The following is an 11,744-nucleotide window of genomic DNA, read 5'->3' on the forward strand; positions in this document are numbered from 1 at the left end:
ACGCGGGGTTTTCGGAACGCACGGCCGAGTGATACGGGATGGCTGGGATGACTGACGACACGAACACGGCGGTACTGCGCGGCGGCATCGCGACCGGCGTGGGCTCGTGGCCCGGGACCGATCCGCGGGAGGCGGCGGCGACCGTGGTGGGGGAGCTGGGGCAGCTGCCGCATCTCGTCGAACTGCCCGGCCGTGGCGTGGGCGCGGACATGGTCGGACGGGTGTCGGGCCTGCTGGTGGACATGCAGTTCGACAGCACCACGCGCGGATATCGGCTGGCGGCGCGGCCGGGCGCGGTCGCGCGCCGGGCCCACGATCTGCTGCGCACCGATCTGGACGCGCTCGAAGAGGCCTGGGAGACCGGCGGTTTCGCGGGCTCCGGCCATCCGGTGAAAGTGCAGGTGGCCGGGCCGCTGTCGGTGGCCGCGGAGGTGGAGCTGCCGGGCGGGCATCGCGTGCTGACCGATTCCGGTGCGCTGCGCGATCTTTCGGAGTCGCTGGCAGAGGGCATCGCGAATCATGTGGCGGAGGTGGCCAAGCGGCTGGGCGCGCAGGTCGTACTCCAGATCGACGAGCCGGACCTGACGGCCGTGCTGAACGGCACGCTGAAGGGCGTGAGCGTCCTGAACACCGTGCGCGCCATGCCCGAACCCGAGGCGCTGCACATCCTGGACATCGTCGCGGGCAGCCAGTCCGTGCCGGTGCTGGTGCACACCTGCGCCGACCGGCCCGCGCTGGGGTTCCTGCGCAAGAGCGGGGCGGCCGCGGTCGGCTTCGACATGGCCGCCGTCGGCACCCCCGACCTCGACCGGATCGGCGAATTGCTGGACAGCGGAAAGCACCTGGTGCTCGGGCTGGTGCCCACCACCGCGCCGGCCGCGCCCGTCACCTGGCGCGATATCGCGGAACCCGGTGTGCGCCTGATGGATCGGCTCGGTTTCCCGCGGCGCCTGCTGGCCGAGCAGATTCTGGTCGCCCCGGCCTGCGGCCTGGCCGGTGCCCCGCTGTCCTGGGCGCGCCGCGCGCTGAGCCTGGCCGCCGAGACCGCGCGCGCCTACGCCGAGGAGCCGGAGTCGCTCACCTTCGAGTGAGGCCGGGTGGCAGCGTGACCGCCGGGTGGCAGCGTGACGCTGTGCCGCAGGGTGTTTCGGCGGGCGTGGCTCACATCCGGGTCAGGATGTCCAGTGCGATCGCCACCGACGCCTGGTTGCTCTCCTCGTCGGAGAGCTCCAGATCGCCCATCATGGACAGGCTCCAGCTGATGGCCAGCAGCGCCTGCCGGGCGTGAAAGGTGGCCAGCGGCTCCGTGCTGGGCGCGGTCATGAGGTCGGCCAGCATCCGGAACTGGTAGCGCAGGCTGGTGCCGAACCCGAGGTCCCGGAACGCGGGCTGGTTCTCGTGCCAGAACCGGATCATGTCCTTGCCGAGGCTGTGCAGCAGCGCGCCGTAGCGAATCACGATCTCGCGGGCCCGATCCGGCCCCGGCGGCGTGGCCTCGGCCCACTGCACGATCTCGTCGACACCGCCGCGCAGATCCTCCGACAGGCTGGCGACAATGTCTTCCTTGGTCCGGAAGTGGTAGTAGAGCGCGGCTTTCGTGACGCCCAGGCGCTCGGCGATCTCGCGCAGCGAGGTCTTCTCATAGCCGCGTTCGGAGAACAGCTCCATGGCGACGGACCGAATCCGCTCCCGCGTATCACTGCGACGCCCGTCCATCGAGTCCTTCCCTCGGTACCCCGCCCTTGTTTCCTTGACGACGGCCCTTTTGCTTGACGACCGGCAAGGTGAAGCCTAGCGTCTCCATCACCGACAGATACCTAGCCGGTCGGCAAGTTACTTTGCGCAGTGGGGAGCAGGACATGACCGAGACAGCAGCGACAGTGCCGGTGGACGGCGTCGCCGTGACCGCCATCGGGGTCGCCATCGGAGAATCCCGCTGCAGGCGGTTCTCGACTTCCGCGAGCGCAGGCGTCGCGATCGCTCGCAGGCCTTGGATGAGGTGGCGCGTGTCTCGCGCGAATCGGGTATGTACGACGACGAATTCTGAAGGGAGCGGGGGTGTCCCTCCGGGCCTTCGTGGACGCGAACGTCCTTGTCCCGGCGCGTCTGCGGGACGTACTGCTCACACCGGCCGAAGTGGAGCTGTACGAAATTCGTTGGAGTGCTCAGGTTTTGGACGAAGTGACGCGCCATCTACCGAGTTGTATGGACGCTCCCGCGCGGACATCGCTCTTCGGCGCGATGGCCCGGGCATTCTCGGATGCGCTCGTCGAATGGCCCGCGAGCTTGTGGGTCGAAGTTCCGAAACTGATCAACGCCAAGGATCGGCATGTTGCCGCGGCGGCCAGGCGGTGGCTGGGCGGGGTCGAGCCGATCGACACCGCGGAGATTCGGGACCGGCTGACGGTCTGGACTCGCCGGGAACTGGGGTCTGCGGTCGCGGACTTGGTTGCGAGGCCGGATTTCATTCGAGATGCGAGGTAGTCCGGCCTATCCCCGGCGTGCGGCGTGGAACGGGAACCGAGGTCCGTTCAGCCTTGGTTCTTCGGGCGTTTGGAGCCGAAGTAGGGGCGGGCGCCGGGGTGGTCGAGTTGCCACTTGTCGGGCTTGCCGGAGGGGTAGGTGACGGGGATCTGGTCGCCGATGGCGGGCCAGTTGTCGACGTCCCAGGCGAAGCGGCCGTAGACCTCGTGGGCGAACACGGTGGGGCCGGAGATGCTGCCGGAGATGGTGACGTACTGCTCGCCGAGGTCGTCGGGGCGGGGGCTGACGCCGGTGACGTGGAGGGTGCCGGATTCGAGGCCGGCGGGGGAGGCGTTCCAGGAGGCGGCGAGCGGGTCGCCGGGGAAGGCTCGTGAGCCGCCGCCGTTGCCGCGACGGTAGTACACCAGGACCGCGGCCAGTGCGCCGCCGATCAGCAGGACGAACATGAGCTGCAGGAGCATGAACTCCATGCTAGGCGGCGTGGAGTTCATGCCCGGCCGGGGCCGCGTGACGACCGGTGCTGCTAGTGGGCGGTGAGTTCGGAGATACCGTTGTGGCGGCGCAGCTGCCAGACCGTGGTGCGCTTGGACTGGGAGCGGCCGTTGCCGCGGTCGATGAGGGTGCGGTTGGCGGTGGTGAAGACCAGTTGCGCGCCCTGGGTATTGGTTTCGGGGTTCTGGAACAGCTGGATGAGGCTGTCGGCCGTCTCGGGGGTGAGGGCGGCGTCGATATCGTCCACCGCCAGCACGCCGCCGGTGTCGAGGGCGTCGAGCATGGGCGGCAGCAGGCGCAGCATGGCCAGGGTGGCGCTGGACTCGTCGGTGATGTCGAAGGCGGTTTCGATGCCCTCGTGGGTGAGGCCCAGGCCGACGCCGCGGCGGGCCACCATGCGGGAGTACAGCGCGTCCCGGGCGGCATAGAGGTTGGCCAGTTCGCGCTGCAACAGGGTGACGGTGATGCCGTGTTCGAGGAACATCTCCTCGGCGTAGTTCGCCGAGATCGTGCAGGACTCGATTTCCTTTGTGGTGGAGGCGATATCGGCGTCCAGGTCACGCAGGTAGTCGGCGTACATGGGGTCGTCGGACGGCAGCAGCAGATCGGTGATGCCGAGGTCGGCGGCGCGCAGCAGGGTCAGCAGCCGCACCGCGTGGTCGGTCGAGCGCGAGATGTGTGAGCCCACCCGGTGCGCGACCTCCTGCGGATCCGGCTGCCCGCACTGCACTTCCAGCAGCGACTGGAACCAGCGGTAGGCCGGGACCAGCGGCTCGGCGTACAGCTGCCCGGAGAGGCTGAGCAGCAAGGCATTCGGGCGCACCAGCGGCACCACCGCACCCAGCCCGTAGCGCGCGGCCTCGAACATCGGCCCGATGCGGATGTCGTCACCGGCGCGCTCGAACACCACGCGCTTGCGATTGTGCGGATGCGAGTGCAGCCACTCCGCGGCCACGTCGGCATTGTCGAGCCGGAACCCGTAGGTGTACGGGCACCCCTCGGCGACGAAGTTCGCCACGAATTCCGAAGGGCGATCGGAGAATCCGAGGTGCGGCGTCCGAACCGGACCGGAGTAGGGATCCCACCCGGTGACCGAATTCAGTACTGCGTCGCGCATGCGATCGAGCGCGTCGACGAGGCCCGTCTTGCCGGTGGCGGCCGTCCCGTAGACGGCGGTGACCGGTGTGGCGACCGGCCCGCTACCCCGGGTCAGCCGCAGTTCCTGCGGTTCGGCGAGGGACCGATGATTCGACACCTGAAAACTACGCAACACCCTGGACATCCTGCCGGTCGCGGGTCGGAAATGCGACTCACCTTATTCGGGTATTCCGCGAGGGCGGCACCCGGAGGGCAACTTTCGCGATATCCGGGTTCGAAACCGGGGCGACCGGCACGGACCGCGCCGCGGCCGAATGGCGGTGTGCACGAACCACAGCGGAGCAGTGCGCGAACCTCAGCGGAGCAGACCGTAGGCGCGGGCGGGAGCGAGACGTACGACGGCGCGGCGGTCGGCGACCATCGCGCGGCGGTAGTCGTCCCAGTCGGGGTGCTCGCCGCTGAGGGCGCGGTAGTAGGCGACCAATTCGTCGACCGTGGCGTCGCCGGGATCGGCGGCGACCGGGGAGACCTCCACCTCGCCTTCGATGACCGCATACGACCAGAAGTCGTCACTGCTCATGTGCAGCGCGGCCCACGGGTCCCGGACCAGATTGTGGTACTTGGCACGGTCGGAGGTGATGGAGATCCGGATGATGCCGTCCTCGCCGGCCCAGTGCAGCACATTGGACAGCTGCGGACGGGTGTCGCGGCGAATCGTGGTGAGCACCGACTTGCGGTGGGAGCGCGCGAAATCGACTGCCTTGGCGAGGTCCATACCGAGTGGAACCCGGCCGGTTGCGGGCGTGTTCCCGAGGCCGGAAAAACCTCGCATCAGGCGCGCGACGTGCGGGAATGTTGATCAGACCTGTCGGTGGGGCGGGATAGAGTGCCTGGTGTGAGCGAATCGGGCATGGAGATCACCGCGGCGAGCGGGGACGAGCGCGTCGAGTGGCAGCGGCTGGCGGAGGAGGTTCGCGACCACCAGTTCCGCTACTACGTGCGGGACGCGCCGATCATTACCGACGGCGAGTTCGACGAGCTGTTCAACCGGCTGGTGGCGCTCGAGGAGGCGCATCCGGATCTCCGCACCCCGGATTCGCCCACCCAGCTGGTCGGCGGCGGCTTCACCACCGAGTTCCAGCCCGTGGATCACCTGGAGCGGATGTACTCGCTGGACAACGTCTTCAACGAGGACGAGATGCGGCAGTGGATCGCCAAGGTGGAGGCCGATGCCGGCACCGATCTGCACTACGTGTGCGAGGTGAAGATCGACGGCGTCGCCCTCAACCTCGTCTACGAGGACGGCAAACTGGTGCGCGGCGCCACCCGCGGCGACGGCCGCACCGGTGAGGACGTCACCCTCAATGCCCGCACCATCGAGGACATTCCGCACGAGCTCATCCACAGCGACGAGTTCCCGGTGCCGAAGCTCCTGGAGGTGCGCGGCGAGGCGTTCATGACGCTGGCCGACTTCGAGTCGCTCAACGCCGCCATCGTCGCGGAAGGCAAAGCGCCGTACGCGAATCCGCGCAATACCGCCGCCGGGTCGCTGCGGCAGAAGGATCCCGCGGTGACGGCGCGGCGGCGGCTGCGCATGATCTGCCACGGCTTCGGCCGGCTGGAGGGCTTCGCGCCGGAATCGCAGTTCGAGGCCTACCGCGCGCTGGCCTCCTGGGGTCTGCCGGTGTCGGCGCACACGATCCGGGTGCAGGGCGCGGACGCGGTGGTCGACCGCATCGACTACTGGGGCGAGCACCGCCACGATATCGAGCACGAGATCGACGGCCAGGTCATCAAGGTCGACGAGTTCAGCCTGCAGCGCCGCCTGGGCTCCACCTCGCGCGCACCGCGCTGGGCCATCGCCTACAAGTACCCGCCCGAGGAGGCCACCACCAAGCTGCTCGACATTCAGGTGAATGTCGGTCGCACCGGCCGGGTTACGCCGTTCGCGGTCATGCAGCCGGTCACCGTGGCGGGCTCCACCGTCGCCATGGCCACCCTGCACAATGCCTCCGAGGTGCAGCGCAAGGGCGTGCTCATCGGTGACACCGTCACCATCCGCAAGGCCGGGGACGTGATTCCCGAGGTGCTGGGCCCGGTGGTGGATGCCCGCGACGGCAGCGAGCGGGAATTCGTGATGCCCACGCACTGCCCCGAATGCGGCACCGAGCTGGCCCCGGCCAAGGAGGGCGACGCCGATATCCGGTGCCCCAACCAGCAGTACTGCCCGGCGCAGCTGCGGGAGCGGGTATTCCACGTGGCCGGGCGCGGTGCGTTCGATATCGAGGCGCTGGGCTACGAGGCCGCCATCGACCTGTTGAAGTCGGGCGCGATCGCCGACGAGGGCGACCTGTTCTCCCTCGACGAGGACAGGCTGCTCACCACCACGCTGTTCACCAACAAGAGCGGCACCCTGTCGGCCAATGGCAAACGCCTGCTGGAGAACCTGGAGTCCGCCAAGGACCGCCCGCTGTGGCGCGTGCTGGTCGCTCTCTCCATCCGCCATGCCGGTCCCACCGCGGCCCGTGCCCTGGCCACCGCGTTCGGCAGCATGGACCGCATCCGGGAGGCCTCGGCCGAGGAACTGGCCGCCACCGACGGCGTCGGCCCCACCATTGCCGCCGCGGTCACCGAATGGTTCACCGTGCCCTGGCATCTCGAGATCGTCGACAAGTGGACCGCCGCCGGCGTCCGGATGGAGGACGAGCGCGACGAGTCCATCGAGCGCAACCTGGAGGGCCTGTCCATCGTGGTGACCGGCTCGCTGGAGGGCTTCACCCGCGACGGCGCGAAGGAGGCCATCCTCATCCGCGGCGGCAAGGCGGCCGGATCCGTCTCCAAGAAGACGGCTTTCGTGGTGATCGGCGACGCACCCGGCTCGAAGGCCGCCAAGGCCGAGGAACTGGGTGTTCCCATCCTCGACGAGGCAGGTTTCGTGAAACTGCTCGAGGGCGGCCCGGAGGCGGTGTCGGAAATCCCGGAACCGGAGTCCGAGAGCCCGGAGGCGGTGTCCTAGAGATCGATTCGCACCGGTGCGGCGCCTCGTGCAACCGCGCGCGCGGTGCGGGGCGATCGGCGATGTGGTCGGGGAGCTGGAGATTCTGGTGGCCGAGTCCGGGGATTACCCGGCCATCGGCGACTCGATCGTCGAGGTGTATGCCGGTGAGGAGTGCGCGAATCCGCCGGGCCTATATGCCGGGAAGCTCGTCGACACCGCCACCCGGGCGGAGCGATCAGTAAAGGCAATCGCGTGCGGCGGGGCGGTATTGAGGATGGAGTTGTGGTGATGAATGTGCGCACCGAGCGGTCACGGGACGGCCGCGTGGAGATTCGGGTGGCCGAGCCCGGGGATTACCCGGCCATCGGTGAGCTGACCGTCGAGGTGTATGTCGGTGAGGGGCACGTGAATCCGCGCAGCCCCTATGTCGAGGAGCTCGCCGACACGGCCACCCGGGCGGCGGCGGCCGAGATTGTGGTGGCGGTCCGCGACGGCGAGCTCCTGGGCTCGCTGACCATGGCCCGGCCCGGCACGCCGTTCGCGGATATCGCCCGGCCGGGGGAGTTGGAGTTCCGGATGCTCGCGGTGTCCAAGGGTGCCCGCGGGCTGGGAATCGGGACCGCCCTCATGGGGCGGGTGATCGATACCGCCCGCGCCGAAGGGTTCGACGCGGTGGTGCTCACCACCATGCCGACCATGCAGGACGCCCGCCGCATGTACGACCGGCTGGGTTTCGCCCATGCCCCGGAACGAGATTGGCGCACCGACTCGGGCCTGCAGCTCACGGTGATGCGTCTGGAGATCGCTGCGGCCCGCTGACCTGACCGGGCCGGACGCCCGGCATCGTCGAATGGGCAAAGGCGGCGGCGGACTCACCGACCGGCCGCGGCGGACCGGCTCGACCGTCACGCGGTCGAACCGGCCAACCTCGCGGGCCCGCGACGGGTGCGCGGGCGATGCCCCGGGGAAGCGGCGACGGAAGTCCGGTCTGTCATCCCGGCATCTTCGGGCCGCGATCTCGGGTGGTGGATTTCGTCCGAGAACGCGCCGGGATTGCCGGGTGCACCCGCTCAGGTCAGGATGCCGTCGATGCAGAGCGATGCGGTGCGCCAGGTCGGGGCGGGGCGGGCGCGGTCGAAATCCCACTGAGAGATCGGGTGTGCGGCCTTCCAGAGCAGGACGTCGCCGGGGAGGCGGACCACCTGGTACACGTCGTCGGTGCCGGGGATGAGCTGATTGCCGACGCAGTAGTCGGTGTAGCTGGTGCCGGGTTGTCTTGCACCGGCGCTGAATTGGCCGACCGGGCCGGCGGTCGCGCCCGGGGTCGGAACCGTGCTCGGCCGATCGGTGGCGGCCCCGGCGAACCAGTACGGTGCGCCCGACTGCGTTCCGCAGCGGAAGGTGGTGCCGCCTGCGACCACGGTGCTGTCCTGCGGGTGAGTCGTTCCCGCCCAGAGACATCCGGCGCCGGCGCGCGACTTGCGCTCGCTCGGTTCGGCCTCGGCCGCCGCAGCGAGTGGAAGACCGGCGACCGCCAGCGCCGCGGCCGCGAGGGGCGCGGCGGCCACACGCCCGAGGCGGCGGGTGCTGCCCGGCGGGGCGGGCCTGCTCGCGCGAGTGGGAACGCTGCTCGCGCAGGTGGCTGCGGCTAGTCCGGCCATGGGGGTCAGGACGAGGGTTGCTCGTCGGAGGGTCGGGCGTGATCGATGGGCTTGCGGCATGGCGTCCTGCCTCTCTGCATGGCGTCATTGCTGATCTGCTTGCCGGTTCTGGTCACGTCGGTGACTTATCTACTAAGTAAGACCGTAGATTGTCTACGTAGATGAATAGTAGGTAAATGCTGTGAATCTACTAAGTTCGTACGTAGATGCGGCACGGTGAACAGCGGCCGGGCAGACGAGAACGCCCCCACCGGATCTCCGGCGGGGGGGGTGAAACGCGGTGCGAGAAAGGTGGTGCGGCTCAGCCGAGCGCGGTGGCGACGATGCCGGCCAGGTAGCCGAGCCGCGCGACCTCCGAGGGCCGGAAATCCGGACCACCCGGACGGCCCAGCAGCAGCACCTTGCCGGTATTGCCGAGCGGCGCCGCGGCCAGCTTGGTGTCCATGTCCTTCCACAGCTGCGGCAGCCAGTCGGCCTCGCCGTCGAGGACCGTCGGCTTCTCCAGCGGCATCCATGGCGCCGACGCCGCCTGGGTCGACGGGGCGCTCTGCGAGCCGACCACGCGATACGCGCCCTGCGGGCCCATGTCGATCACGATCGACCAGCCCACCCGCAGCACCCGCGGCACGCCGTCGACCAGCACCTGCAAACGATCGTCGCGCGCATTGGCGACCTGATCGATGAGCTCGAGTTCGCGGTGGGTGTCCAGCATCCCGGAGTACGGGCGCAGTGAATCGACCTGCACATCGTGCAGGGATTCGGCCGCGGTGATGAGGGTGTCGGGCAGTGCGCCCGAGGGCACCTCCACCACGATGTCGTCGATCGCGAAGCCGTCGCCGCGTTCGACGACATCCAGCGAGAGGATGTCCGCGCCGACGGAACCCAGCGCCAAGGCCAGCGATCCGAGACTCCCTGGGCGATCCGGAAGTTGCACGCGAAGCAGATAAGACACGTGCCTTCCTTTCTTTACTGTGCGACCGAAACTTTCGGACGGGTACCCGAGTCCCGCAATACTTACACCCTCGAGAGCTCGTTATCGAATCGAACCATTCCGTGTGACGCGGGCCACTTACCCATCGGTTACACATTGATGGTGCCAGGTCTGGCGCACACCTGCGACCGCTGGCGCGAGGCGACCCACTAGGCTGTCGAATGGCCAATCACCAAGCTCGAACCATGCCGAAAGGGGTCCCGCGGTGCCCGCCATCTCCAGGGACGAGGTCGCTCACCTCGCCCGGCTGTCCCGGCTCGCTTTGACGGACGACGAACTCGATCTGTACGCCGGTCAGCTGGATTCCATCCTGACCCACGTCGCACAGATCTCGAAGGTCGCCGCCGCGGACGTGCCCGCCACCGCATCCCCGAATCCGGAGACCAATGTGACGCGCCCCGATGCGGAGCAGCCCTGCCTGACTCCGGAGCAGGCGCTCGCCATGGCGCCGGCCGTCGACGAGCAGCGGTTCATGGTTCCGCAGATTCTGGGAGAGGGCGAATGACAGACCTGACCAAGCTGTCCGCGGCCGAACTCGCCGACAAGATCCACGCGCGCGAGGTCTCCTCGGTCGAGGTCACCGAGGCCCACATCCAGCGCATCGCCGAGGTCGACGGGGAGATCAACGCCTTCCTGCACGTGGCCGGCGAGCAGGCGCTGCTGACCGCCGCCGAGGTGGACCGTCAGGTCGCCGACGGCAAGGTGGTCTCGGCGCTGGCCGGTGTTCCCTTGGCGCTCAAGGACGTATTCACCACCACGGACATGCCGACCACCTGCGGGTCGAAGATCCTGGAGGGCTGGGTGTCGCCGTACGACGCGACGCTCACCACCAAGCTGCGCGAGGCGGGCATCCCGATCCTCGGCAAGACGAACATGGACGAGTTCGCCATGGGTTCGTCCACCGAGAACTCGGCGTACGGCCCGACCCGCAATCCCTGGGACACCGACCGGATTCCGGGCGGTTCGGGTGGTGGCTCCGCCGCGGCGCTCGCCTCGTATCAGGCGCCGCTGGCCATCGGCACCGACACCGGCGGTTCCATCCGCCAGCCCGCCGCGGTCACCGCGACCGTCGGCACCAAGCCGACCTACGGCACCGTGTCCCGTTTCGGCCTGGTCGCCTGCGCGTCCTCGCTGGACCAGGGTGGCCCGTGTGGCCGCACCGTGCTGGACACCGCGCTGCTGCACGAGGTGATCGCGGGCTACGACCCGAAGGACTCCACCTCCCGCAATGTGCCGGTGCCGCCGGTGGTCGCCGCCGCCCGTGCGGGCGCCAAGGGTGACCTGCAGGGCGTGAAAGTCGGTGTGGTGAAGGAACTTCACTCCGACAGCTATCAGCCGGGCGTCCTCGCCTCCTTCGACGCCGCGGTCGCGCAGCTGAAGGAACTGGGCGCCGAGGTGATCGAGGTGTCCTGCCCGCACTTCGAATTCGCGCTGCCCGCCTACTACCTGATCCTGCCGTCGGAGGTGTCGTCGAACCTGGCGCGCTTCGACGCCATGCGGTACGGCCTGCGCGTCGGCGACGACGGTTCGCACTCGGCCGAGCAGGTCATGTCCATGACCCGTGAGGCCGGGCTGGGCCCGGAGGTCAAGCGCCGCATCATGATCGGCACCTACGCGCTGTCGGCCGGGTACTACGACGCCTACTACGGTCAGGCCAACAAGGTCCGCAACCTGATCGCGCAGGACTTCGACAAGGCCTACCGGACCGTCGACGTGCTGGTCTCGCCGACCAGCCCGTTCACCCCGTGGAAGCTGGGCGAGAAGGTCAACGACCCGCTGGCCATGTACCTCTCGGACCTGTGCACGCTGCCCACCAACCTGGCCGGGCACTGCGCCATGTCGGTGCCGTCCGGGCTGAGCGCGGACGACGGCATGCCGGTCGGTCTGCAGATCATGGCCCCGGCGCTGGCCGACGACCGGCTCTACCGGGTTGGCGCGGCCTACGAGGCGGCCCGCGGGCCCATCGCCTGAGCGCGAAGGCCATGAAGGCGGCCTGATCCAGGCCACGGCGACAGCCTGA

Annotated in this window: 13 protein-coding genes; 7 read left to right on the forward strand and 6 right to left on the reverse strand. The window is 68.9% G+C overall.

Annotated elements, in window-relative coordinates:
* The first annotated feature begins 47 nt into the window (after positions 1 to 47).
* Positions 48 to 1,091 (forward strand): methionine synthase, encoded by a 1,044-nt coding sequence (locus ACFXN1_RS09910; RefSeq protein WP_379437770.1) that lies wholly within the window; start codon positions 48 to 50, stop codon positions 1,089 to 1,091.
* A 70-nt stretch (positions 1,092 to 1,161) separates the two neighbouring features.
* On the opposite strand, the gene ACFXN1_RS09915 is transcribed toward ACFXN1_RS09910, so the two are convergent.
* A complete protein-coding gene (locus ACFXN1_RS09915) occupies positions 1,162 to 1,716 on the reverse strand; it encodes a TetR/AcrR family transcriptional regulator (protein WP_379437771.1) in 555 nt (184 codons plus the stop codon).
* Between the two features lie 342 nt (positions 1,717 to 2,058).
* Between ACFXN1_RS09915 and ACFXN1_RS09920 the strand changes: the two genes are divergently transcribed.
* The gene (locus tag ACFXN1_RS09920; protein ID WP_379437773.1) at positions 2,059 to 2,484 is read left to right on the forward strand and encodes a hypothetical protein; all 426 of its coding nucleotides are present in this window, start codon (positions 2,059 to 2,061) and stop codon (positions 2,482 to 2,484) included.
* Positions 2,485 to 2,531: 47 nt separating this feature from the next.
* On the opposite strand, the gene ACFXN1_RS09925 is transcribed toward ACFXN1_RS09920, so the two are convergent.
* The 3 genes from ACFXN1_RS09925 to ACFXN1_RS09935 form a co-directional block, all read right to left on the reverse strand.
* Positions 2,532 to 2,945, reverse strand: a complete 414-nt coding sequence (locus ACFXN1_RS09925) for a hypothetical protein (protein ID WP_379437774.1) — start codon at positions 2,943 to 2,945, stop codon at positions 2,532 to 2,534.
* 62 nt (positions 2,946 to 3,007) lie between these two features.
* Positions 3,008 to 4,249 (reverse strand): ATP/GTP-binding protein, encoded by a 1,242-nt coding sequence (locus tag ACFXN1_RS09930; RefSeq protein ID WP_379402401.1) that lies wholly within the window; start codon positions 4,247 to 4,249, stop codon positions 3,008 to 3,010.
* A 180-nt stretch (positions 4,250 to 4,429) separates the two neighbouring features.
* Positions 4,430 to 4,849 carry a PPOX class F420-dependent oxidoreductase gene (locus ACFXN1_RS09935; RefSeq protein ID WP_379437776.1) on the reverse strand — a complete coding sequence of 140 codons (420 nt, stop codon included), beginning with the start codon at positions 4,847 to 4,849 and terminating at the stop codon, positions 4,430 to 4,432.
* A gap of 135 nt (positions 4,850 to 4,984) precedes the next feature.
* Between ACFXN1_RS09935 and ligA the strand changes: the two genes are divergently transcribed.
* Genes ligA through ACFXN1_RS09950 form a run of 3 tightly spaced genes read left to right on the forward strand, consistent with a single transcriptional unit; the run spans position 4,985 to position 7,891 of the window.
* A complete protein-coding gene (gene ligA, locus ACFXN1_RS09940) occupies positions 4,985 to 7,090 on the forward strand; it encodes an NAD-dependent DNA ligase LigA (protein ID WP_379402437.1) in 2,106 nt (701 codons plus the stop codon).
* A gap of 16 nt (positions 7,091 to 7,106) precedes the next feature.
* On the forward strand, positions 7,107 to 7,361 hold the full coding sequence (locus tag ACFXN1_RS09945; RefSeq protein ID WP_379437778.1) for a hypothetical protein: 255 nt from the start codon (positions 7,107 to 7,109) through the stop codon (positions 7,359 to 7,361).
* Entirely contained in the window at positions 7,361 to 7,891 is a 531-nt protein-coding gene (locus ACFXN1_RS09950) for a GNAT family N-acetyltransferase (RefSeq protein ID WP_379382168.1), read from the forward strand. The genes ACFXN1_RS09945 and ACFXN1_RS09950 overlap by 1 nt, the downstream gene beginning before the upstream one ends.
* 251 nt (positions 7,892 to 8,142) lie before the next feature.
* Here ACFXN1_RS09950 and ACFXN1_RS09955 read toward each other — a convergent pair whose 3' ends face one another.
* Together ACFXN1_RS09955 and ACFXN1_RS09960 are read right to left on the reverse strand one after the other, a co-directional pair.
* Positions 8,143 to 8,733, reverse strand: a complete 591-nt coding sequence (locus tag ACFXN1_RS09955; protein ID WP_379437779.1) for a hypothetical protein — start codon at positions 8,731 to 8,733, stop codon at positions 8,143 to 8,145.
* A gap of 301 nt (positions 8,734 to 9,034) precedes the next feature.
* Positions 9,035 to 9,685, reverse strand: coding sequence for an amino acid-binding protein (locus ACFXN1_RS09960; RefSeq protein ID WP_364613416.1), 651 nt, complete (start codon positions 9,683 to 9,685; stop codon positions 9,035 to 9,037).
* 244 nt (positions 9,686 to 9,929) lie between these two features.
* On the opposite strand from ACFXN1_RS09960, the gene gatC reads away from it, so the two are divergent.
* Together gatC and gatA are read left to right on the forward strand one after the other, a co-directional pair.
* Positions 9,930 to 10,229, forward strand: coding sequence for an Asp-tRNA(Asn)/Glu-tRNA(Gln) amidotransferase subunit GatC (gene gatC, locus ACFXN1_RS09965; protein WP_379402407.1), 300 nt, complete (start codon positions 9,930 to 9,932; stop codon positions 10,227 to 10,229).
* On the forward strand, positions 10,226 to 11,695 hold the full coding sequence (gene gatA, locus ACFXN1_RS09970) for an Asp-tRNA(Asn)/Glu-tRNA(Gln) amidotransferase subunit GatA (protein ID WP_379437781.1): 1,470 nt from the start codon (positions 10,226 to 10,228) through the stop codon (positions 11,693 to 11,695). The genes gatC and gatA overlap by 4 nt, the downstream gene beginning before the upstream one ends.
* The last annotated feature ends 49 nt before the right edge of the window (positions 11,696 to 11,744 follow it).

This window comes from Nocardia sp. NPDC059154 (genome assembly GCF_042755705.1).
Classification (GTDB): Bacteria; Actinomycetota; Actinomycetes; order Mycobacteriales; family Mycobacteriaceae; genus Nocardia.